General features: G+C 72.4%; 19 protein-coding genes. 8 read left to right on the top strand and 11 right to left on the bottom strand.

Annotation, left to right across the window (positions count from 1 at the left end):
* Positions 1-40: 40 nt before the first annotated feature.
* Both HGB44_RS25885 and HGB44_RS25880 read right to left on the bottom strand, forming a co-directional pair.
* A complete protein-coding gene (locus tag HGB44_RS25885; protein WP_061080593.1) occupies positions 41-1369 on the bottom strand; it encodes a M16 family metallopeptidase in 1329 nt (442 codons plus the stop codon).
* A gap of 142 nt (positions 1370-1511) precedes the next feature.
* Entirely contained in the window at positions 1512-2180 is a 669-nt protein-coding gene (locus HGB44_RS25880; RefSeq protein WP_061080645.1) for a hypothetical protein, read from the bottom strand.
* A gap of 126 nt (positions 2181-2306) precedes the next feature.
* Between HGB44_RS25880 and sppA the strand changes: the two genes are divergently transcribed.
* Positions 2307-4016, top strand: a complete 1710-nt coding sequence (gene sppA / locus HGB44_RS25875; RefSeq protein ID WP_061080592.1) for a signal peptide peptidase SppA — start codon at positions 2307-2309, stop codon at positions 4014-4016.
* A gap of 14 nt (positions 4017-4030) precedes the next feature.
* Positions 4031-4489, top strand: a complete 459-nt coding sequence (locus HGB44_RS25870) for a flavin reductase family protein (protein ID WP_061080591.1) — start codon at positions 4031-4033, stop codon at positions 4487-4489.
* A gap of 157 nt (positions 4490-4646) precedes the next feature.
* Here HGB44_RS25870 and HGB44_RS25865 read toward each other — a convergent pair whose 3' ends face one another.
* The 6 genes from HGB44_RS25865 to HGB44_RS25840 all read right to left on the bottom strand — a co-directional run bounded on the left by HGB44_RS25865 (position 4647) and on the right by HGB44_RS25840 (position 10103).
* Positions 4647-5546, bottom strand: coding sequence for an ABC transporter substrate-binding protein (locus tag HGB44_RS25865; protein ID WP_061080590.1), 900 nt, complete (start codon positions 5544-5546; stop codon positions 4647-4649).
* 125 nt (positions 5547-5671) lie between these two features.
* The gene (locus tag HGB44_RS25860; RefSeq protein WP_061080589.1) at positions 5672-6349 is read right to left on the bottom strand and encodes an ABC transporter permease; all 678 of its coding nucleotides are present in this window, start codon (positions 6347-6349) and stop codon (positions 5672-5674) included.
* Positions 6350-6351: 2 nt separating this feature from the next.
* Positions 6352-7272, bottom strand: a complete 921-nt coding sequence (locus tag HGB44_RS25855; protein ID WP_061080588.1) for an ABC transporter permease — start codon at positions 7270-7272, stop codon at positions 6352-6354.
* A complete protein-coding gene (locus HGB44_RS25850; protein ID WP_061080587.1) occupies positions 7269-8378 on the bottom strand; it encodes an ABC transporter ATP-binding protein in 1110 nt (369 codons plus the stop codon). Before HGB44_RS25850 ends, HGB44_RS25855 begins: the two co-directional genes overlap by 4 nt.
* Positions 8379-8571: 193 nt before the next feature.
* Entirely contained in the window at positions 8572-9243 is a 672-nt protein-coding gene (locus tag HGB44_RS25845) for an HAD family hydrolase (protein WP_231972665.1), read from the bottom strand.
* Positions 9244-9371: 128 nt separating this feature from the next.
* The gene (locus HGB44_RS25840) at positions 9372-10103 is read right to left on the bottom strand and encodes an NUDIX hydrolase (protein WP_061083552.1); all 732 of its coding nucleotides are present in this window, start codon (positions 10101-10103) and stop codon (positions 9372-9374) included.
* Positions 10104-10243: 140 nt separating this feature from the next.
* On the opposite strand from HGB44_RS25840, the gene nadA reads away from it, so the two are divergent.
* Both nadA and HGB44_RS25830 read left to right on the top strand, forming a co-directional pair.
* Positions 10244-11242 (top strand): quinolinate synthase NadA, encoded by a 999-nt coding sequence (gene nadA, locus HGB44_RS25835; RefSeq protein WP_061083553.1) that lies wholly within the window; start codon positions 10244-10246, stop codon positions 11240-11242.
* Between the two features lie 133 nt (positions 11243-11375).
* Positions 11376-12836, top strand: coding sequence for an RNA polymerase sigma factor (locus HGB44_RS25830; protein ID WP_061083554.1), 1461 nt, complete (start codon positions 11376-11378; stop codon positions 12834-12836).
* A gap of 35 nt (positions 12837-12871) precedes the next feature.
* On the opposite strand, the gene HGB44_RS25825 is transcribed toward HGB44_RS25830, so the two are convergent.
* On the bottom strand, positions 12872-13483 hold the full coding sequence (locus HGB44_RS25825) for a TetR family transcriptional regulator (protein WP_061083555.1): 612 nt from the start codon (positions 13481-13483) through the stop codon (positions 12872-12874).
* A gap of 435 nt (positions 13484-13918) precedes the next feature.
* Here HGB44_RS25825 and HGB44_RS25820 point away from each other — a divergent pair, with 435 nt between their 5' ends.
* From HGB44_RS25820 to HGB44_RS25805, 4 genes are all read left to right on the top strand, one after another.
* Entirely contained in the window at positions 13919-14941 is a 1023-nt protein-coding gene (locus HGB44_RS25820) for an MBL fold metallo-hydrolase (RefSeq protein WP_061083556.1), read from the top strand.
* Positions 14942-15075: 134 nt separating this feature from the next.
* Positions 15076-16458 carry a glycosyltransferase family 4 protein gene (locus HGB44_RS25815; protein ID WP_061083557.1) on the top strand — a complete coding sequence of 461 codons (1383 nt, stop codon included), beginning with the start codon at positions 15076-15078 and terminating at the stop codon, positions 16456-16458.
* Between the two features lie 107 nt (positions 16459-16565).
* Positions 16566-17285 carry a class I SAM-dependent methyltransferase gene (locus HGB44_RS25810; protein WP_061083558.1) on the top strand — a complete coding sequence of 240 codons (720 nt, stop codon included), beginning with the start codon at positions 16566-16568 and terminating at the stop codon, positions 17283-17285.
* Positions 17285-18373: a glucosidase family protein gene (locus HGB44_RS25805; protein WP_061083559.1), complete on the top strand. Its 1089-nt coding sequence runs from the start codon at positions 17285-17287 to the stop codon at positions 18371-18373. The genes HGB44_RS25810 and HGB44_RS25805 overlap by 1 nt, the downstream gene beginning before the upstream one ends.
* A 106-nt stretch (positions 18374-18479) precedes the next feature.
* Here HGB44_RS25805 and HGB44_RS25800 read toward each other — a convergent pair whose 3' ends face one another.
* Both HGB44_RS25800 and HGB44_RS25795 read right to left on the bottom strand, forming a co-directional pair.
* Positions 18480-21818 carry a transglycosylase domain-containing protein gene (locus tag HGB44_RS25800; RefSeq protein ID WP_061083560.1) on the bottom strand — a complete coding sequence of 1113 codons (3339 nt, stop codon included), beginning with the start codon at positions 21816-21818 and terminating at the stop codon, positions 18480-18482.
* A gap of 215 nt (positions 21819-22033) precedes the next feature.
* Complete coding sequence (locus HGB44_RS25795; RefSeq protein WP_061083561.1) at positions 22034-22672, bottom strand: class I SAM-dependent methyltransferase; 639 nt, start codon at positions 22670-22672, stop codon at positions 22034-22036.
* Between the last annotated feature and the right edge of the window lie 327 nt (positions 22673-22999).

The following is a 22999-nucleotide window of genomic DNA, read 5'->3' as shown; positions in this document are numbered from 1 at the left end:
TCTGCGGCTCTTTCTGCGGCTTGCGGTAACGGAACCCGGATCAGGCGTCGACGGTGTCGGCCCCGGCCGCCTCTGCGGCCGCGGACTCCTCGGGGTCGAATCGGACGACGAGCAGGTTGTCGTCGACCAGCACGCGCTCGGCGGCGGCCCGCACCTCCTCGGCGGTGATGTCGTCCCAGCGCCGGGGCCAGGTGTAGGCCAGCTCGGGGTCGTCGAACAGCTGGGTGCAGCTGCTGATGCTGTCGGCGAGCCCGGAGGGGCTGGAGATGGACTGGAGGTGGTCGCGCTCCAGGACGGCGCGGGCCCGGTCCAGTTCCTCCTCGGTGATCCCGGCGGCCAGCTTCGCGATCTCCTCGCGCATGGCCGCCTCCAGCGTGTCACCGCTGACGCCCTCGCGGGCGAGCATGTTCACCAGCATCAGGCTGTCGGTGTAGCGGAACGGCAGGATGTCGGCGGCGCCCCCGCCGTCGTCGGCGGCGATGGGGCGGTCCACCACCAGGGAGCGGTACAGGCGGCTGCCCTGCCCCTGGCCCAGGACGGCCGAGGCCAGGTGCATGACGTCGAACCCGCGCTCACCGTAGGGGGCGACTCGGAAGCCGACGAACACCCCGGCGGCGGGCACGGTCTCCGTGACCGAGTCGCGGACCGGTCCGCCCAGCGGGGCCTCCAGCGTGGCGTCGGGCGCCTCGGGGACGGTCTCACGGGCCGGGATGGGACCGAAGAACTTCTCGACGCGGTCCCGGACGTCCTCGGGGTCGAGGTCGCTGACCACGGTGAGCACGCAGTTGTCCGGACCGTAGTGGACCTTGTGGAACGACTTGACGTAGTCGAGGTCGGCGGCGTCCAGGTCGGCCATGGAACCGATGGTCGGGTGGTGGTAGGGGTGGCCCTCGGGGTAGGCCAGGCGCAGGATGCGCTCCAGGGCGGTGCCGTAGGGCTGGTTGTCGTAGCGCTGGCGGCGCTCGTTCTTGACGACGTCGCGCTGGTTGTCCAGGACCTCCTGGGTCATGCCCTCGCGCAGGGTCGCCAGCCGGTCGGCCTCCAGCCACAGGATCCGGTCCAGGGCGTGCTCGGGGACCGTCTCGTAGTAGTTGGTGCGGTCGGTCGAGGTGGAGGCGTTGATGTCGCCGCCGAGCCGCTCGACCTCCTCGAAGTGCTCGCCCTTGGCGACGCCGCCGCTGCCCTGGAACATCAGGTGCTCGAAGAGGTGCGCGAACCCCGTGCGACCGGGGACCTCGTGCCGGGAACCCACGCCGTACCACAGGTTCACGGAGGCGACCTGGCCCGTGGAGGCCGCAGCGGTCACCAGGCGCAATCCGTTGTCGAGCGTGTACTGAACGACACGTCCCGCCGCTCCGATGGTGGTCACCAGTGCTGCCCCCGATTCACGTCGCCTGCGACCGCGCCGCCCGCGCGGGCGGCCGTCGTCGTCGTAACGAGTACGACCCTACGGCCTCATCGGACCGCGGGGACACCCGATCGGGTAATCGGTCGAACCGAAACCGCGACGGTCAGCTCTGGTACTCGCTGGTGTCCATGGACAGGGCGATCTCGTCGTACACGGCGGAGTACTGGGAGTCGGCCGACCACACGTAGAGCAGGACGTCGCTGACCGGCAGGAACCACATGCGCACCTCGAAGGTGTCGCCGTTGACGCACGACACGTTCCACACCGAGTGGTGCGAGGTGAGGCCGTCGGCGTGGTCGGTGAAGTCGGAGACCGCGAGCTCGGCCCCCTCCACGCCGATGCCCCCGGACGCGGCGGTGTTGAGACTGCGGCAGCTGCCGGTGTCGGCCGCCCATCCGTCGTCCTTGGTGAAGGCCTCGCCCTCGCCCGGCCAGCTCTGGGGGTGCTTCTCGGCCGCGTGCGGGGTCAGCTGAACCGAGCCGTATCCGCAGGGTTCCTGTCCCGGCGGGCTCACGCAGAGCACACCGCCCTCGCTCTGGGTCTGCCAGCCCTCGGGGACCTTGACGGACACGCCCTCGATGCTCTCGGTGGCGAACTCCTCCGGCGCCGGGGGTTCCGCCGCGGGCAGGGATCCGCTCTCGCCGAGCTGTAGTTCGGCCTCGCTCCCGCCGGAGCAGGCCGCCAGGAGCAGCAGCGCCGCGGCAGCCGCGACCGTTCCCGTGCCGACGCGTGCGGCGCGTACCCGCCGCCGTCGCCCGTGGATGCCCGCCATGCCGTCGTCCCTCTCGTGGATCACGTGCTCGAAGACACCGTTGACCTTAGCGCGCCCACCGACCGCATCGCCCGATTCGGCACGTTCCGGACGGCGTTCCACACCCCGGAGCACTACGCTGGGGCCATGGTGGACCTCGCGAAGATCATGAAGACCCGACAGCGCCCCCAGGGGCCGCTGGTGCTGGAGCTGGACCTGACGGAGGGGGTCGCCGACCAGGCCCCCGGGGATCCGGTCAGCCAGATCATGAACCGGCGCAGGCAGCAGTACCTGGACGTCCTGGAGGGGATCCGCCGCGGCGCGCGCGACCCGCAGGTGGCGGCCCTCCTGGTCCGGGTGGACGCGCGCTCCCTGGGATTCGCCAAGATCCAGGAGCTGCGCCACACCGTCGCCGACTTCCGCGCGGCGGGCAAGCCCGCGGTGGCCTGGGCCGACTCCTTCGGCGAGACCGGCGAGGGCAACCTCCCCTACTACCTGGCCTGCGCGTTCTCGCGCGTGTTCATGGCGCCCACCGGCGTGCTCGGCCTGACCGGTCTGATGATGCGCACGACGTTCGTCAAGGGCGCCCTGGACAAGCTGGACGTGTCCTACGAGGTGGGTGCGCGCCACGAGTACAAGAACGCGATGAACAGCGTCACCGAGACCGGTTACACCGCCGCCCAGCGCGAGGCCAGCGACCGGATCGTCACCTCGCTGGGCGACCAGATCGTCGAGGCGGTCTCGCAGGCCCGGGGACTGCCCCGGGAGGAGGTGCACGCGCTGGTCTCGCAGGGCCCGTTCCTGGCCCGCGAGGCGGTCGACAAGAACCTGGTCGACGGGCTCGCCCACCGGGACGAGGTGTACGCGCAGGTGCGGGCCGAGGCCCAGGAGGCGCGCGGGAAGCAGGGTGACAGCGGACCGCAGCTACAGTTCGTCACCCGCTACCACCGCAAGCACACGCCGCCGCAGCTGTCCCGGGACACCAGGGGCTACATCGCGCTGATCTCGGCCACCGGGACGATCAGCCTGGGCCGGACGCGGCGCTCGCCGCTGGGCGGCGGCACCGTCATGGGTTCGGACACCGTGGCCGCGGCCTTCCGCGCCGCGCGCAAGGACCCCCGGGTCAAGGCGGTCGTGTTCCGGGTGGACAGCCGGGGAGGCTCCCCCACCGCCTCCGACGCGATCCGCCGCGAGAGTGAGCTGACCAGTCAGGCGGGCATCCCCGTGGTGACCGTGATGGGCGACGTCGCCGCGTCCGGCGGCTACTACGTGACCCTGGGCTCCGACGCGGTCGTCGCGCAGCCGGGCACCCTGACCGGCTCCATCGGCGTGATCACCGGGAAGCCCGTCCTCGGCGCGCTGAAGAAGCAGTACGGCGTGACCAGCGACTCCGTGCGCACCGGCGAGCACGCGGGCATGTTCGACACCGACCGGCCCTTCACCGAGACCGAGTGGGAACGGGTCAACGCGCTCCTGGACGAGATCTACGAGGACTTCACCGGCAAGGTCGCCGCCGCGCGCAAGATGACCCGGGATCAGGTGCACGAGGTGGCCCGGGGCCGGGTGTGGACCGGCCGCGACGCCCACGAGCGCGGGCTGGTGGACGAGCTCGGCGGCCTGGAGACCGCCGTTCGGCTGGCCCGCAGGAAGGCGGACGCGGGGCCGCTCCCGGTGCGGGCCTTCCCCCGGCCGCACCCGCTCGACCGGATCCGCCAGCACGAGTCCAGCGAGGACGTGGCGGCCTCCGGACCGCAGACCGTGGTCAGCGCCTGGGGTCCCCTGGAGCACGTGGCCGTGGCGATGGGCCTGCCCGTCGGCGGCCCGCTGATGATGCCGGGGCTCTGGGAGATCCGTTGACTTACCTGGACGCGATGGCCCTGCTGCCCGTCGGCGTCACGGTGGTGACCGTCGCCGACGGCCGCGACGACGTGGGAGCCACCGTCAGCGCCTTCGGGTCGGTCTCGGCCGACCCGCCCGTGGTGTCGGTGAGCGTCGACGCCAGCGGTTACATGGCCGAGGTGATCGAGGAGGTCGGCGCCTTCGCCGTCAACGTGCTGGGCGGCGGCCAGCGGGCCGTGGCCGGGCGCTTCTCCGCCGAGGGCCGTCCCAGCGCGCGCCTGCTGGTGACGGACCAGCCCCACCACCGGGGCGAGCACACCCGCGCGATCGTGCTGGACGAGGCCCTGGCCGCGCTGGAGTGCTCCGTGCGCCAACAGGTGCCGGTCGGCGACCACGTGGTCTTCTTCGCCGACGTCACCAACCTGCCGGAGGTCCGGGGTCGGGGTGCGGCCCTGGCCCGCCGCTCCGGCCGGTACCGGGTGGTCGAATAGGCGGGCCGGTGGAGTGGGCGGGCCCGTGCAGTGGGCGGGGCAGGAGGCCTCGGGGAGGGTGAGCGCGCGCCGGCGGCTCACCCCCGCGGGGCCGAGGCGCCGAGCCCTGCCGCCGCCCCGGCCCCCGACGCCCCCGCGACCGCCGGTACCCGACCGCTCAGACCAGCCCCTCCTGCTCCAACCACTCCTGGGCGACGTCGGCGGCGTTCTCGTTGCCGATGACCACCCGCTCGTTGAGCTGGGTGAGGGCCTCGGTGGTCAGGGCGGCGGAGACGGCGTTCAACGCGCCCCGGGCGGTCTCGTCCACCTGCTCGCTGTTGACCAGCGGGGTGACGTTCTGCGCGCCGAACAGGTTCTCCGGGTCCTCCAGGACCACGAAGTCGTTGGCGGTGATCTGCGGGTCGGTGGTGAACAGGTTGGCCGCCTGGATGTCACCGTCCAGGAGCGCCTGGGTCAGCAGCGCCACCTCCAGGGAGCGGAACTCGCCGAACTCCACCCCGTAGACGTCGGCCAGGCCCACCACGCCCTGCTGGCGGGTCTCGAACTCCGGCGGGCCGCCCAGGGTCAGCTCCCCCGCGACGTCGGCCAGGTCCTCCAGAGCGGCCAGGTCGTGCTCCTCGGCGACCTCGCTCGTGACGGTGATCGAGTCCTTGTTCTCCGCGCTGGAGGAGTCCAGGATCTCCAGGCCCTCGGGCAGCGCCTCGGTGACCCTCTGGTTGGTCTCCTCGCTGCTGCCGGTGGGCGCGTTCTCGTCGAGGTAGGCCAGGATCGCGCCGTTGTACTCGGGGAACACCGACAGGTTGCCTGACTCGATCTGCGAGTAGTAGACCTCGCGGCTGCCGATGCCGAGCTGGTAGTCGACCTCCACGCCCTCCGCCTCCATGGCCCGGCCGTAGATCTCGGCGAGCAGGGTGGACTCGGGGAAGTCGGCGGAGCCGATGACGACCGCGCCTCCGGAGCCGCCGGACTCACCGCCGCCCTCCTCCGCGTAGGGGTCGCTGGCGCCGCACCCGGTCAGGAGCAGCGCGGCCAGGGGCAGGGCGATTCTCTTGTACATGGAACCTTCTCTCTGGAGTGGCCTGGCCCTGTGACCCGGCCCGGCTCTGTGGTGTGGCCGGCTCCGCGGCGCGGCCTGGCCGGTGTTCTCCGGACCTCCGCTCCGGCCCGTCCGAAAAACCGAACCTAGCCCCGCGGCGCGGCCTGGCGCAGACCGGGGGCGACGAGGAGTCGCCGGAGTCCGGCGAACAGGAGCGTGGTCAGGACCGCGAGCAGCACCACCAGCACCGATCCGCCGAGCATCATCGTCAGGTCCTGGCGTGCCTGGCCGTCGACGATGTAGCGCCCCAGGCCGCCGACCCCCACGTAGGCGGCGATGGTCGCGGTCGCGACCACCTGGACGGCGGCGGTGCGCATCCCGATGAGGATGAGCGGTGTGGCCACGGGCAGTTCGAGGCGCAGCAGCACCTGGTGGCCGCGCATGCCCATCCCGGCGGCGGCGTCCCTGAGCCGGGACTCCACACCGCGCACACCCTCGTGGGTGTTGACCAGGATCGGGGGCACGGCCAGCGCCACCAGCGCGCACAGCACGGGCACGATCCCGATCCCGGCGGCCAGCACGATGAGGAACAGGACACCGATGGTGGGCAGGGCGCGGGCGAAGTTGGCGAGGCTGGTGGTGAGGAAGCCGCCCACACCGGTGTGCCCGGTGAGCAGACCCAGGGGGACCGCGACGACGGAGGACAGCAGCAGTCCGAGCAGCGAGTAGTAGACGTGCTCGCCCAGGCGCGCGGGGATGCCCGCGCCGCCGGTCCACTGGGCGGGGTCGGCGAACCACGCGACCAGGTCGTTGAGGATGTCCATGGCTACTTCTCCCCCGCCGTGTCACCGGTGCCGGTCTTCGGTCCCGCCTGCGACCGGCCCGCCGCCGGGGCCCCGGCCAGCGGATCCGCGGCCGGAACCGGCCCGGCGCCCACCGCCGGATCCGCCGCGACCGCCTCCGCCGCGACCGCCCGGCGCCCGCGGCGCGGTGCGGCGCCGTCGCTGCGCGCCCACGGGGTGAGCAGGCGCTGGGCGAGCACGAGCGCGGCGTCGGTGACGAACGCCAGTGCCACCGTGAGCACGATGCCGACCACGATGGGCGCGTCGAACTGGCGCCGGAAACCCTCGCTGAGGATGAGCCGGCCGAGCCCGCCCAGACCCACCAGCGAGGCGACGCTGACCATGCTGATGGTGGCCACCGAGGCCACCCGCAGCCCGGCGATGACCACCGGCACGGCCACCGGCATCTCCACGTACAGCAGGCGCCGCAACGGGCCGAAGCCCATGGCCACGGCGGCCTGGCGTACGTGGTCGGGTACCTGGCGCAGCCCGTCCACGACGTTGGGCAGCAGGATCACCAGGGTGTACAGGGCCAGCGGCACGACGGCCGTCCAGTCGCTGAACCCGGTGTAGGGCAGCATGAGGAAGAACAGGGCGATGGAGGGCACCGCGTAGAGCACGTTCACACCGGTCAGCACCGGCGGGTACAGGGGCTTCCAGCGCGCGCACGCCAGGCCCAGGGGCAGGGCGACCGCCAGTCCGATGAGGATGGACAGGTAGGACAGCCGCATGTGCTCGGTCAGGCGGGGCAGGACGCCCCGGTCGGGGTCGCCGGGGTGGCTCCAGTTCGTGACGCCCCAGTCGACGACGCGCACGACCCAGTCCCACGCCCCGGCGACGGCTCCGGTGTCGGCCCCGGCCGCGGCCCCGACGTCCCAGACCCCGGTGGCGGCCTCGGCGATCACTCGGTCACCGACCACAGAGCGGCGCCGAGGTCGTCCTGCGAGACCACGCCGACCACCCGTCCGTCTGCGTCGACGCCGACCGCGCGGCCCGCGGGCGAGAGCACCGCCGCGTCCAGGGCGGCGCGCAGGGAGTCGGTGCCGACGGCGAAGGTGTGGCCGTAGGGTGCGAGTTCGAGCGAGCCGAGGGCGGTGTCCGCGGGCTCGTCGGCCAGCGTCCGCGCGCTGACCCAGCCCAGGGGCATGCGGTCGCCGGTGACGACCAGGGCCCAGGGCTCGCCTCCGAGTGAGGCGGTCGCGGCGCCCGCGCGGACGCTGTCCTCCAGGACGGCCTCCTGGCGCGGGGAGAGCCTGTCGGCGGGGAAGAAGGACAGGCGCCGCACGCCCCGGTCGTAGCCGATGAAGGACTCCACGAAGGCGTCCTCGGGCGCGGCCAGCAGGTTCTGGGGGGTGTCGTACTGGGCGAGCCTCCCGCCGGGGCGGAAGACGGCGATGCGGTCGCCGAGCCGGACTGCCTCGTCGATGTCGTGGGTGACGAAGACGATGGTCTTGTGCAGCTCCTTCTGCAGGCGCAGGAGCTCGTCCTGGAGGCTGGCTCGCACGACGGGGTCCACCGCGCTGAAGGGTTCGTCCATCAACAGGATGGGCGGGTCGGCGGCCAGTGCGCGGGCGACGCCGACGCGCTGCTGCTGACCGCCGGAGAGCTGGTGGGGGTAGCGCCTGGCCTGGGCGGGCTCCAGACCGACCAGTTCCATGAGCTCCGCGGCACGCGCCCTGGCCCTGGCCCGGCCCCAGCCGAGCAGCAGGGGCACGGTGGCGATGTTGTCGCGCACGGTGCGGTGCGGGAAGAGCCCGGCCTGCTGGATGACGTAGCCGATGGAGCGGCGCAGTGCGGCGGGGTCGCGCTGGCGCACGTCCTCGCCGTCGATGCGGACGGTGCCCCCGGTCGGTTCGACCATGCGGTTGATCATCCGCAAGGACGTGGTCTTGCCGCTGCCGGAGGGACCCACGAAGACCGTGGTCTGGCCGGTCTCGACGGTGAGGTCCAGCTGGTCGACGGCCACCGTGCCGTCGGGGTAGAGCTTGGCGGCGCCCTCGAACGCGATCATCGGCGGTGTCGTCTCCATTCGGGGAACCGGGAGGTCCGGAAGGTGGGGTGTGGCGAGGGGCAGGCCGTTCGCACGTTACCCCCGCGCGCGCGGGTCAAACCGCGAGGTGAAGGCCGTGACCGTACCGGGACCGAAGGTCGCTCGGGCACACCGAGGGGCCGGGCCCCACGGCCCGGCCCCTCGGTGTGCCGCCTCAGTCCTGACGGCCGATCCAGTCGGCGAGCTGGTGCAGGTCGTCCAGGACGGCGTCGGCGCGGGCCGCCTCCTCGGCGGCGGCGTGGCGGTAGCCGTAGATGCCCCGGCGCAGCAGGACGGTGCGCATCCCGGCGGCGCGGGCGGGGAGGACGTCGTTGTCGACGCGGTCGCCGACGTAGACGATCTCGCCGGGGTCCGCGCCGGGACTGGTGGCCCGGACCAGGGACAGGACGCGGTCGAAGAACGCGGGCTCGGGCTTCTTGACGCCCCAGTCGTCGGAGATGCCGATGCCGTCGACGCCCAGGTCCATGGCGGTCAGGGCGGGTCCGGCCTCGGGCGGCTGGTTGCCCGCGATGACCAGGGAGACCCCGGACGCGCGCATGGCCGCGAAGGCGGGACGCACGTCGGGGTAGAGGTCGCCCGCACCGAAGTGCTCACGCTCCCCGTCGGGGTCCTCGGCGCGCCAGCGCGCGCTCTCGGCCGCGAGGTCGAACCCGGGCACGAGCAGGCGGAAGCCGTCGGTGAGGGTGCCGCCGGAGGCGAGCACGCCACCGATGGTCCCGAAGAAGGCCATGTGCGGGATGCCGAAGCGGTCGGCCCAGCGCGCGAAGATCCGCGTCTCGTCGATGAGTGTCTCGCCGACGTCGAACACCGCAGTACGAATTGCCACGGTCAGGGAGTGTACAAGCCGCCGACGACGGTTCCCGAACAGGGGAAAGGACCGCGGCCCGGGTTCGACCGCGGCGCGCACCGCTCGGGCACCGCGCGCTCCCGGCGACGCGGCCCGCCCGCGAAGCCTCAGCTGGGCGGGCGCAGCACCGCGAAGGCGTCGGTGATCTGGAGGCTGCGGTCGCGGAACCGGAAGAGCGCGGCGGGCCTGCCCCCGGAGCGGCCCGAGGGCACCGAGCGGCCGGTCTCCTCGATCTGCCCGCGGCGCAGCAGGACGCGGCGCAGGTTGGTGGCGGCCACGTCGTGGCCCAGCGCGGCCCGGTAGTAGCCGGACAGCTCCGACATCGTGAACTCCGGCGGCGCGAGGGCGAACCCGACGTTGGTGTAGCTGAGCTTGGCGCGCAGCCGCTGGCGCCCGGAGCGGACGATGGAGGCGTGGTCGAAGGCCATGGGCGGCAGGTCGGCGGCCGGGTGCCAGCCGGTGTCGCCGGGCACGACCGGGTCGACGTCGGCGGGGACCAGCCCCACGTAGGCGGTGGCCAGGGTGCGGCGTCGGGGGACGCGGTCGGGGTCGCTGCGGGTCTCCAGCTGCTCCAGGTGTGACAGATCCCTCACGTCGACCTTCTGGGCGAGTTGGCGCCGGATGGAGGCGCCCAGGTTCTCCCCCGGGCCGAGCCTGCCGCCGGGCAGCGCCCAGGCGCCCTCGCAGGGCGGCAGGGCCCTGCGCCACAGCAGGACGCACAGTTCTCCGGCACGGATCTGGAGCACGACCGCGAGCGCCTCGTGCACCGAGAGCTCCGTGTGGTCGGACGCGGAGCAGACGGACGCCGCAACCTGTCCGTTTTCCTGAGGGATGTCCACCCTGTCCCTTCCGTTACCCGTCATGTTAAGCTTCACCAGGTTTGTGCCTGACAGACAAAAACCTGTTCTCCATCCGCACCGACCCTCCCCGGCACGGCGCCCGCACGGCGTTGCCCACAGCCTCAAGGAAGTAATTGGACATGGCACCGGTCACCGCCACGGCGGACACCATGACCAGGCAGGAATGGGCCGCTGAGGTCCACCGCCTGGCGAAGGAACGCGACGCTGTCATCCTCGCGCACAACTACCAGCGCCCGGAAATCCAGGACGTCGCCCACCACACCGGCGACTCCCTGGCGCTGTCCCGCCTGGCCGCCGGTGTCGACGCGAGCACCATCGTCTTCTGCGGTGTGCACTTCATGGCCGAGACCGCCAAGATCCTCGCGCCGGAGAAGACCGTCCTGCTGCCCGACCCCAACGCCGGGTGCTCGCTGGCCGACACCATCACCGCCGAGGACGTGCGCGCCTGGAAGGCCGAGCACCCCGGCGCGGTCGTGGTCGCCTACGTCAACACCACCGCCGCGGTCAAGGCCGAGACCGACATCTGCTGCACCTCCTCCAACGCCGCGGACGTCATCCGCTCCATCCCCGAGGACCGCGAGATCCTCTTCCTGCCCGACCAGTTCCTGGGCGCCCACGTCAAGCGGGTCACCGGCCGCGAGAACATCCACGTGTGGATGGGCGAGTGCCACGTGCACGCCGGGATCGACGGGCACACCCTGCGCGAGCGGGTCGCCGCCGAGCCCGACGCCGAGGTCTACGTCCACCCCGAGTGCGGCTGCGCCACCTCCGCCCTCTACCTCGTGGGCAGCGGCGCCGTCCCGCAGGAGCGCGTCAAGGTCCTCTCCACCGGCGGGATGCTCACCGCCGCGGAGAACACCAGCGCCAAGAAGGTCCTCATCGCGACCGAGACAGGCATGCTGCACCAGCTGCGCAACGCCAACCCGAGCACGGAGTTCGAGGCGGTCAACTCGCGCGCCGAGTGCCACTACATGAAGATGATCGACGCCGACAAGCTGCTCAACGCGCTGCGGTTCGGCACGACCGAGATCACGGTCGACGCCGACACCTCCGCGCGCGCCCGCCGCTCCGTCGAGCGGATGATCGCCATCGGGTCGCCGTCACGCGGCGGAGAGTAGCCGATCCGCGACCGTCTGGGCCCGCATCCGACCCTGAGGTTACAGAAGTCTTACCTTCACGACACAGGTAGACGATTCACCCACGCGTCGCTGCTCCCCTCGCTACCGTCACGGGAAACGGGGGGTTAGAAAAGTGACCAGAGGTAGCGAACCAGGCGAACCGTCGACGGTCGGGGCGCTCTACGACGCCTTCGCGCCGTCCCTGTACCGGTACGCCTGGTCGCTGTTGGGTGAGGACACCGGGCAGGTGGCCGAGGCCGTGCACGACGGCCTGGTCGCCGGTGTCGTCCTCGACTCGCGGCGCGCGGACCCGGCCGACCTCGGCTCCTGGCTGTACGCCCTGGTCCGCTCGGCCTGCCATCGCCGGGGCCTGGCCCACGTGAGCCCCTACACCCGGCTGGCCACGGTGCCCGCGGAGGAGCCGGCGGCCCGCATGTTCGCCCGGCTGCCCGCCAGCCACCGCGAACTGGTGGAGCTGAACCTGCGGCACGCGCTGCCCACCTCCGCGGTCGCGCGCGTCCTGGGCCTGGACCCCCAGATCTGCGGCGAGCTGACCCGCTCGGCGATCCGCCGGGCCGCGGAGAACCTGGACGGACACCGCGCTCCCGCCTCCCGGGCCCCCCGGGAGGCGGGAGCACCGGACGGAGCCGAGGACACCGGCGGCCCGGGCAGCGCCGCCTGGCGCGCCCAGGTGCACGACGTCTCCCAGGCGCTGGCCCTGCTGCGCCCGCCCGGCCCGCCGCCCGGCCTGCGCGATGCGGTGGTGCGCACCTGCACGGATCCCGGCCTCGGCGCCGTCCGCGAGCGCGTCGCCGCGCAGATGCACCCCCTCACCGGCGAGGGGTATCCGGCGCACCGCTCCCGCGCAGCGGGGACGGTCGAGGAGGAGGCCGAGGCGGCCGAGCCCGGCCCCGAGGCGCCGCCCCGCGCCCTTCCCGGCGACCGGTTGACCACGCGCGACCACCCGGTGCGCGAGGAGGCGGTCACCCCGCTGGCCGGACCCGGGGGCGGTCCCGGATCCCGTGCCGGTACCGCCACCGAACCCGACTCCGCTGACGATCCCGACGGCAGGGAGCGTTCCGCCCGCCGCCGCTGGCCGCTGCCCGCCGTCTCCGGACTGGCCACGGCGGTGCTGGCGGTCGCGCTGTGGGCGTGGGCCAGCGCCGTGGGCGCCCCCTCGACGATGATCGGCGCCGGACCCGACGAGGCCGAGCGCGGCCCGCTGGTCCCGGGGGTGGAGACCGACGCGACCGACGCGGACACCAAACCGGAGGTCGGACCGACCGCGGAGCCCCCGGCCACGTCGACGGAGCGGAGCGAACCGGAGACCGCCACGGAGCCGCGGCAGGAGGACGGCGGCGGCAGCGGGTACGAGGCCCCCGCCCCGGATCCGGAGCGGACCACGCCCGCACCGCCCACCGGGGAGGCGAGTCCGCCGCCCGGGAACGGGGAGTCCGACAGCGGTGCGGACGAGCCTGAGGGGGGCGACTCCGGAGACGACGACGCCCCCGGCGACCCGCCCGAGGAGGGCGGGGACGGGGGCGACAGAGGTCTGCTCGACGGGCTGTTGGGGCTGTTCTTCGGCGGTGGCTGACGCCGGTCCCCGTCGGGACGGGGGGAGGAAGCGGATCAGAAGGGGGCGAGCAGGCGCTCGGCCGCGGCCTGGAGCCGCCGCTCCACCTCGTCCACGTCGCGGCGGCCCTTGAGGACCTCCACCAGCTCGAAGATCCACACGCTGGTCAGCGCGCCCACCAGGACGTAGCCGGTGCTGTCGCGGTCCACCTCGGCGCCGTCCTCATCACCGGCGCCCTCCAGGTTGCCGGTGGCCACCCGCCACACCAGATCGGAGATGCGCACGTCGAGCTCGATCTTGACCTCGGCCATGATGAGCGAGCGCACCAGCGCGTCTGCCAGCTCGGGCTCGCGCATCAGTCCGCGCGTGGCCCTCAGCAGGACGTCGACCGCGCGTTCGGCGGGGGTGTCGGCGGTGGGCGGGCGGCGGACGATACCGCCCTCCAGCAGGTCCAGCTCCTCGGTGACCACGGCCACGACCAGGTCCATCTTCGAGGGGAAGTACCGGTAGAGCGTACCCAGGGCGACCCCCGCGCGCTCGGCCACCGAACGCATCTGCATGGCCTCGACACCACCGCGCACGGCCAGCGCGGCCGCCGTCTGCACGATGCGCTTGCGGCGCTGGGTCTGACTTCGTGACATCGTTCCGCTCGCCGCCTGCACCGCCACAGGGTCTTCCCTTCGTCGTCAGCCCGCGCGCTGCCCGCTCGCCGCGGCGCTGATGCCCGTCGCCGACGCCCACCCAGAGGCGGCGGCTGTTACGAGAACACGTTATCTAAAGGATGCCCCCCGAGGTGGCCCTCCAAGCCCATGATCCTCACCTCATCGCCCGACGTAGCAGTAGCAATACGAAAAGGGGACCGGGGTTTTCGGATCACCTGACAGGCTTTGTAGAATTTGTTCTCATTTGTGTACTGCGCATGAACACGGCCCCTCCCCCGGCCGCCCGGACGCCCGCCTCCCTCCGCGCGCTCCGCACCGCCACCCGCCCCGCACCGCAGCCCGGACGCCCGCCCCTCCCCACACCGCCCCGCCCGCGACCGGGAGCCGTCCGCGCCCTAGAATCGAACCGGATTCGGTTTCTAGTGAGAGGTCGCCCACCGTATGCGCGACACACCCCCCGTAGAGGACCTCGGCGACGGAGTCTGGAGCCTGCCGGTGCCCATCCCCGGCAACCCCCTCGGCTTCACCTACGTCTACGTCCTCACCGGCCACGGCGGCCCCGTCCTCGTCGACACCGGCTGGGACCACGACCAGGCCTGGGACGCGCTCGTCCGCGGCATCGAGCGGACCGGGCACACCGTGGAACAGGTCCGCGGCGCCGTCCTCACCCACTTCCACCCCGACCACTCGGGCCTGGCCGGCCGCCTGCGCGCGGCCTCCGACGCCTGGATCGCCATGCACCCGGCCGACATCGCCGTCATCGAGCGCCTGCGCGCCGTCCCCCCGCGGACCCGGCTGGCCGGGATCGCCGACCAACTGCGCCGCTCCGGCTTCCCCGAGGAGGACGTGCGGGCCCTGCGGGAGGACCGCGACCTGGTCAGCGCCCCCGCGCTCCCCGACCTGGCCCTGTCCGACGGCGAGGCGGTCGACCTGCCCGGCCGCGACCTGCGCGCCGTGTGGACCCCCGGGCACACCCCCGGCCACCTGTGCCTGCACCTGGCCGACGGCGGCAGGCTCTTCACCGGGGACCACGTCCTGCCCCGCATCACCCCGCACGTGGGCCAGTTCCCCCTGCTGTCCGAGGACGGAGACCCGCTGGGGTCCTTCCTCGCCTCCCAGCGCGACGTCGGCCGCCTCCCCGGAGCCGACCGCCTGGAGTGCCTGCCCTCGCACGAGACGCGCTTCCTCGGACTCACCGCACGTGCGCGGGAGATCACGGCCCACCACGAGGAGCGGCTCGACGAGATCGTCCGCCTCCTCGACGACGGCCCCGCCACGCTGTGGGCGGTCACCTCCGGACTCGCCTGGAAACGCCCCTGGGACCGCATGCGCGTCCAGGCCCGTCACATGGCCGCCTCCGAGACAGCCGCCCACCTGCGGCTCCTGGAGGAACGCGGCCTCGCCCGCCGCGCCGGACGCGACGACGTGCCCCGCTGGAGCGCCACCGCGGGACGTCCGACATAGGATCCCTTACCAACCGGCCCGACGCCGACCCGAACACAACTGCCGAGTAACATAGGCACGCGCGCGCCTGTCACCGGCCGACGGCATCCGCGCCCACGGCGACCGGGCCCGCGACCCAACGAAGAGGTGGACTCTTGACCCAGTCGGGCACCACACCGAGCCCACGGCCCCGTGCCGAGCGCCCCCTGCGCGTCGCCCTGCTGTCCTACCGCAGCAAGCAGCACGTCGGCGGACAGGGCGTGTACGTCCGCCACCTGTCGCGTGAGCTGGCCGCCCTGGGCCACGAGGTCACCGTCCTCTCCGGCCAGCCCTACCCCGTCCTGGACGAGGGCGTGACCCTGGAGAAGGTCCCCTCCCTGGACCTGTACAACGACGCCCACCCCTTCAAGGCCCCGCCCGTGCGCGAGTGGCGCGACTGGATCGACGCCCTTGAGGTCGCCACCATGTGGACCGCCGGGTTCCCCGAGCCCCTCACCTTCTCCCTGCGCGCCAACCGCGAACTGCGCCGCCGCCTGGACGACTTCGACGTCGTCCACGACAACCAGACGCTGGGCTGGGGACTGCTCGGCATCAGGTCCGCCGGGCTGCCGCTGGTCACCACCATCCACCACCCCATCAGCGTGGACCGCAGGATCGAACTGGCCGAGGCCCGGGGGCTACAGAAACTCACCAAGCGCCGCTGGTACGGGTTCGTGGGCATGCAGGCCAGGGTCGCCCGCAGGCTCGACCCGATCCTGGTGCCCTCCCAGTCCTCCGCCGACGACATCGCCCGCGAGTTCGGCGTCGCCCCCGCCGCCATGGAGGTCACCCCGCTGGGTGTGGACACCCGCCACTTCCACCCGCGCCCCGAGCTGGAGCGCGTACCGGGACGCATCGTGTGCACCGCCAGCGCCGACAGCCCCCTCAAGGGCGTGGCGGTCCTGCTGCGCGCCGCGGCCAAGCTCGCCACCGAACGCGACATCACCCTGACCGTCGTCAGCAGGCCCAAGCCCGGCGGCCCCACCGACCGGCTGGTGGACGAGCTGAGCCTGCGCGACCGCGTCGAGTTCGTCAGCGGCATCGACGACACCGCCCTGGCCGAACTCGTCGCCAGCGCGCAGGTCGCGGTCGTCCCGTCCTTCTACGAGGGGTTCTCCCTGCCCGCGGTGGAGGCCATGGCCTGCGCCACGCCACTGGTGGCCAGCCACGCCGGGGCCCTGCCCGAGGTCGTGGGCACCGACGGGGACGCCGGGCGCCTGGTGCCCCCGGGCGACCCCGAGGTGCTCGCCGACGCGCTCGCCGCCCTGCTCGACGACGACGTCGAACGCGAGCGCATGGGCGCCGCCGCCTGGCGGCGGGTCCAGGAGCGCTTCACCTGGAGGGCCGTCGCCGAGCTGACCGCGCGCCGCTACGCCTCCACCATCGACGCCGTGAGGGGGGACCGCCCCGCCGACGGCGGCAACCGCCCCGCCGACGGAGACGCGCGCCCCGCACCCGCTGAGCCCGCACCCGAGCGGGCCCGCGCGAACGGCGCCTGACACACCGGGGCCGCACGGCACCCCGGCGGGCCGCGCGACGACCCACCGCCCCGCGGCCGCGGGGCCGAAAGCCCAGATCCCCGAGCCAGATCCCCAGGGAGCCTCCACTGATCACCGTCGACTTCAACCTGTTCCCCGTCGGCCCGGGCGACCGCGTGCTCGACCTGGGCTGCGGCGGCGGCCGCCACGCCTTCGAGGTCTACCGACGCGGCGCCGACATCGTGGCCTTCGACCAGAACGTCGCCGACCTCGCCGAGGTCGAGACCATGTTCGCCGCGATGCGCCACGAGGGCGAGGCTCCCGAGGAGGCCAGGGCCGAGACCGTCAAGGGCGACGCCCTGGACATGCCCTTCGACGACGCCAGCTTCGACCGGGTGGTCGCGGCCGAGATCTTCGAGCACGTCCCGCACGACACCGCCGCGATGGCGGAGCTGTTCCGGGTGCTGCGGCCCGGCGGCATCGCCGCGGTGACCGTGCCGAGCTTCCTTCCCGAGCGCCTGTGCTGGGCCCTGTCGGAGGAGTACCACACCAACGAGGGCGGGCACATCCGCATCTACACGCGCGCCGAACTGGAGGCCAAGCTCAAGGCCACCGGCTTCGAGATCGGCCCGCACCACCACGCGCACGCCCTGCACGCGCCCTACTGGTGGATCAAGTGCGCGGTGGGCACCGACCGGAACGACCACCCGCTCGCCAAGGCCTACCACGACATGCTGGTGTGGGACATGCTCAAGGCACCCGCGGTGACCCGCGTGGCCGAGCGCCTGCTCAACCCGGTCATCGGCAAGAGCGTGGTCGTGTACGTGCGCAAACCGCACGCCGCCTGATGTCCGTCGCCCCCACGCCCACGGCCGGAACGCCGCCGCGCGCCGCCGCCCTGAGCCTGCCCGGCGTGCTCGACGCCGAACAGCTGCACCGCTCGGCCTCCTACCTCGTGCGCTGCCAGGAGGACAGCGGGGCCATCCCGTGGTTCCCCGGCGGGCACACCGACGTGTGGGACCACGTGGAGTGCGCCATGGCCCTGACCGTGACCGGCCTCGGCTCGCCCGGACACGCCGAGGCGGCCCGGCGCGCCTACCTGTGGCTGGCCGACAGCCGCGCGCCCGAGGGCGGGTGGCCCGCCAAGTTCCGCCAGGGCGTCCCGGTGACGCGGCTGCGCGAGGCCAACCACGCCGCCTACCCGGCGGTGGGCCTGCTCCACCACCTGCTCGCCACCGGGGACACCGCGTTCGCCGAGCGGATGTGGCCGGTGGTCGAGGAGGGCCTGGAGTTCGTCCTGGCGCTGCGCGGCGAGCACGGGGAGATCCTGTGGGCCCGCTCGGAGAACGGCGCCCCCGGCGACCACGCGCTGCTGACGGTGTGCGCGAGCGTGCACCACGCGCTGCGCTGCGGCGCCGCCCTGGCCGCGCGCCTGGGCCGCTCCCGTCCCGCGTGGACGGCCGCCGCCGACCGTCTCGCGGTGCTCATCAACGAGCACGAGGACCTGTTCGCGGACCGCGGCCGCTTCTCGATGGACTGGTTCTACCCCGTCCTGGGCGGCGCCGTGCGCGGCACCGCCGCCAAGGAGCGGATCGCCGCGCGCTGGGACCGCTTCGTGGTGCCCGGGCTGGGCGTGCGCTGCGTGAGCGACCAGCCGTGGGTGACCGCGGCGGAGTCCTCCGAGCTGGTGCTTGCCCTGGCCGCCGTCGGCGACGTGGACGCGGGTGTGCGCCTCCTACGGGACGTGCAGCACCTGCGCGACGCCGACGACGGCGTGTACTGGACGGGCTACCAGTTCGCCGAGCAGGTGCGCTGGCCGGTGGAACGCAGCACGTGGACGTCGGCCGCCGTGATCCTGGCGGTGGACGCGCTCACCGGGACCACGCCGGGCTCACGGGTCTTCCTGCACACCTGGGACGGGGACCCCGTCGGCTAGGCCGCGACGGAACACGGGAGACCCGACACAACGGGGAGGGCCCGGCGGTGCGCACCGCCGGGCCCTCCCCGTTCTCACCGGCTCCGGTCACCACCGGACCCGGCCGTCACCAGAGGTCGTCGCGTCTGGCCGGCGGGCTCTCGCCGCCGTCACCGCCGCCGCCCTCCTCTCCACCGCCGCCCTCACCGGTACCCGGCTCGGTCCCGGGGCCGGGGAACTCCGGCCACTCCGGCGTGGTGGGCGTCTCCGGCGTGGTGGGCACCTCCGGCGTGGTCGGCGCCTCCGGCTCGGTGGGCGTCTCCGGCTCCACGGGAGCCTCCGGCTGCTGCGGCTGCTCGGGCTGCTCGGTGGACACGTCCGGGGCCCAGTTCTCGGCGGTGCCGCTGAAGGCCGGGTTCGGGAACGAGCCGGGCTCGTAACCCTCCATCGCGTTGCTCATGTACCGGTTCCACAGCGACGCGGGGAGCGTACCGCCCGAGAGACTGCCGTATCCCGGGATGCTGAAGCTCTCGTTGTTGCCGCTGTAGATCCCCACCGCCGTGGACAGCTGCGGGGTGTAACCGACGAACCATGCGGCGACACTGCCGTCGGTGGTACCGGTCTTGCCCGCGGTGGGGTGGTTCGGCAGCCGCGCCGCGGTACCGGTACCGCCGTTGACCACCTGCTGGAGGGCGTGGGTGACGTCTGCCGCGGTCTCCTCCTCCAGAGCCCTGTTGCTCTCCACCTCCGGGCGCACGTTCTCGCCCTCGGAGTCGACGATCTCCCTGACCACGTGCGCCTCGACGTGCACGCCGCCGTTGGCGAAGGTGGCGTACCCGCTGGCCTGGTCGACCGTGCGGGCGCTGGAGGCGCCCAGCGGCATGACCGGCACCAGCTGGCTGTCGGGGACGCTCCCCTCGGGCCACCCCGCGGCGTAGACGGTGTCGCGGACGCTCTCGAAACCGACCTCCTGGGCCAGCTCGATGAAGCCGAGGTTGTTGGAGACCTGGGTGGCCTGGGTGAGCGTCATGACGCCGCCCGGCGAGTTGCCCGCGTTCTGGATGCGCGAGCCCGCGATGGTGCGCGGACCGCGCCCGTCCACGGTGGAGTTGAGGCTGTAACCCTGTTCCAGGGCGGTGGCGAGCACATAGGGCTTGAAGGCCGAACCGGTCTGCGCCGCGCCGAGGAAGGAGCTGTCGTACTGGTTCTCCCAGTAGTCGTGGCCGCCGTAGAAGGCCAGGACCTCGCCCGTCTCCGGGTCGATGGTGGTCAGGCCGACGTTGACGCCCTCGGGCCGGTTCTCCGGCGGGACCATCTCCTCCACCGCCGCGTAGGCGGCGTCCATCATGCCCTGGTCGAACGTGGTGACGATCCTGTAGCCCTGGCGGTTGATCTGGTCCTCGGTGAAGCCGAGCCGCTCCAGCTCGTTCATGGCCTCCTGGAGCATGTAGCCCTTGTAACCGCTCAGGTCCGTGCCCTCAGTGGGCCGTTCGGGCTCGGGCGCCGGGAACTCCATCTCGTCGGCCTCGGCCTGGGTGATGGCTCCCGTGGTGACCATGCCCTCGACGACGTACTCCCAGCGCCGCTCCATTCCGGGAGTGGTCTCCACGTCGGCCTCACCGAAGGGGGTGGGCTGCTGGATGGCGGCGGCCAGGAAGGCGGCCTCGGCGGGCTCCAGCTCCTGGACGTCCTTGTGGTAGTACGCCTGCGAGGCGGCCTGGACTCCGTAGGCGTTGCGACCGAAGTAGATGGTGTTGAGGTACTGCTCCATCACCCACTCCTTCGTCTCGCCCCGGTCGACCTTGAGGGCGATGATGATCTCCCGCACCTTGCGGGTGATGGACACGTCCCGGGTGATGCCCTCGTAGTAGTTGCGGACCATCTGCTGGGTGATGGTGGAGCCGCCCTGGACCTGCTGTCCGGTGACGGTGGACCAGACCCCGCGTGCGGTACCGCTCACGGACACGCCGGGCTCGGTCCAGAAGCCGCGGTCCTCCGCGGAGATGACCGCCTCGACGACGTGTTCACCACCCGCGGTCATCTCGTCGTAGGACAGGATCTCCCGGTGGGTGCCCCGGTAGGCGAACTCGGTCTCGCCGTCGGCGAAGTAGAAGGTCGAACCCTCCTCCAGGACGTCGGCCTTGGCCGCGTCCGGGACCTCGACGGTGGTGTAGAAGAAGGCGAAGACACCGCACCCGGCGATGAAGAACACGCCGGTGACGATGAGGAAGACCCGGAGGATCCTCCACCAGAGGGGCTTCTTCGCCTTCTGGCCCGCACCCTTCTTCTTTCCGTCCCGCGCCTTGGGGTCGCCCGGCCCCTTGGGCCCGCCGGGACCGGTGCCGCCGGGACCGGCCGGTCCCTTGGGGCCGCCGGGGCCGGTGGGACCACTGGGGCCGCCGGAGTTACTGGAGCCGGTGGGGTCGCCGTGTGCCCCGGAGTAGGCGCCAGCCGCGGCCGCTCCTGCGGCACCGGCCGCCGTGGAACCGGGGGCGGCGCCCCGATCACCCTGTGCGTCGGAGGGCGACTCGGACATGTAGGACGAGAGGCGGCGCGGCTCAGGCCACAGGGACGCGGTCTCGGCCGCGGAGGACTCGTCGATCCTCTGCTCTCCGTCGCGGTCCGGGGCGACGGCATCCGGCGCGGCGGGCACAGCGGACGCGGCGGACTCATCGCGCCCGGTGGACCCGTCCTCGAAGTCCTGGACGTCGGTCACGGTTCCGGCCACGGGGCTCTTGGGGGCTCCCGTGTCCTCCTGCCCGCGCGGGCTCCAGAGGTCCGTCCCGTCCTCCGCGGTACCGGCGTTCTCGGAGGCGTCGCCGGGTGCCTCCGCGGCCGAGGCGGCGGCTCGGACGGAGTCGAGCGAGATGGGCTCGGTCTGGTCGGGCGCCGGCGTTGGGGGCTCGCCGGTACCGGCCGTACCGTCCTGGTCGACGGACGTGTCGCCGACTGCGGAGGACCGGTCGGCCGGGGGGGGCTGACCGTGCCCGCGGACGCCGTCCTGGGACGTGTCCGGCTCCTCCGTGCCCGTACTGCCGGCTGAGGCGGGGGAGCCGGCTTCCGGGGAGGCGTCAGTGGCATCGGTGCCGTACGTGTCAGCGGGAACGCCGGAGGTCTCCTCCGCGGCGTCGCCGCTCGTGTCATCGGGACCGAAGCCCTGTTCCGCGAGGTTGCGGGCGACCTTGTCGCGAAGGAAGGTACCGCTGGTCTTGAAGGTGACCGGGCTGATGAACTCCGGTTCAGGCTGTTCTCCTACGCCTTCTTCTCCTCCAGGAGCGTCATGAGTGGATTGGTTTCCCTCGGTGGTGGGTATTCCACCCTCGGGAGTGTGCTTGTCGGACAGCTCTTCGGCAGAGGTGTTCCTGGTGTCCGGCGTGTCCTTCCCGGGACGCTGTCCATCCGCCCCGCTTTCGCCGTGTGTGCTCTCGCTCAGTTCCCCGCCCCCATGGCAAATCACGTCCGGCACCGTGCCGTCCTCATGTTTGACGCGCAGGTGCCCCGGATCGTTCAGTTCGAGTCAGGACCGAAGCGGTAATTCGGGGAATAACGCCGCCATCGCTCAGCCCTCCAAGCCACGATACCCGCCCGTAACCATGTCAAGTCCGAGCAGGTAAGCGTACTGTCACTTCTTACCCAAGGGTTGCCCTTGGCAGCTGTGCATCGGAAAGACTGTTAGCCCGCTCACCTTCCCCCGGTTCGTTCGAGCACGCGCAGGGATCCCACCACACGCGTCTCCTTGAACTCCCCCGAGTCGAGTGCCTTCCGGTAGATGTTGTAGGGCGGTCGGCCGCCGTCCTCGGGGTTGGGGAACACGTCGTGGATGACGAGGGCTCCGCCGGAGGCGATGTGGGGGCTCCAGCCAGAGTAGTCGTTCTGGGCGGCCTCCTCGCTGTGACCGCCGTCGATGAAGACCATGCCGAGCGGGGTGCCCCAGACAGCGGCGACATCGGCGGACCGGCCGACGAGCGCGATGATCTCATCGGCCAGGCCCGCTTCGGTGATCGTGCGCCGGAAGTGCGGAAGGGTGTCGAACCTGCCCGTCGCCTCGTCCACCAGGGACGCGTCGTGGTACTCCCAGCCCTCCTGGTGCTCCTCCGAGCCCCGGTGGTGGTCGATCGTGAGGACCTTGGCGCCCGTGGCGCGGGCGGCCGCGCCGAGGAAGATCGTGGACTTGCCGCAGTAGGTACCGATCTCCACGATCGGTCCGACCTGGGCGTAGTCGACAGCGGCCTCGAAGAGGGCGGTGCCCTCGTCCGTGGGCATGAAGCCCTTCGCGGCCTCCGCGGCGGCCAGGAGCTCGGCGGGGATTGTCTTCGTCATTCGGGAATTGTCCCACCGGCGAGAACAGAAACGGACAGTGGCCTGCGTGAGCGGGACGGTCATGCGCCCCAGGGGTGGAACGCGGGTCGTCCGCAGAACACACCACGCCCCGCCCCCCGCGTTCACAAACGCACAAACACCCACACAAAAAAAGAGGAGACAGAGCCGCCCGACAAGACAACCCCACCACCCCCACAACAAAAAAAGAGGGGAGAAGCCGCCCCGCAAGGCAACCCCTCCCCCCTCAAGAAAAACCGTGGCAGCGACCTACTCTCCCACCCCACCACAGGGCAGTACCATCAGCGCAAAGAGACTTAACGACCGGGT

The organism is Nocardiopsis alborubida (assembly GCF_012396365.1).
Taxonomy (GTDB): Bacteria; Actinomycetota; Actinomycetes; order Streptosporangiales; family Streptosporangiaceae; genus Nocardiopsis; species Nocardiopsis alborubida.
Note: the sequence above shows the minus strand (reverse complement) of the source record. Positions and strands in the feature narration are given on the sequence as shown.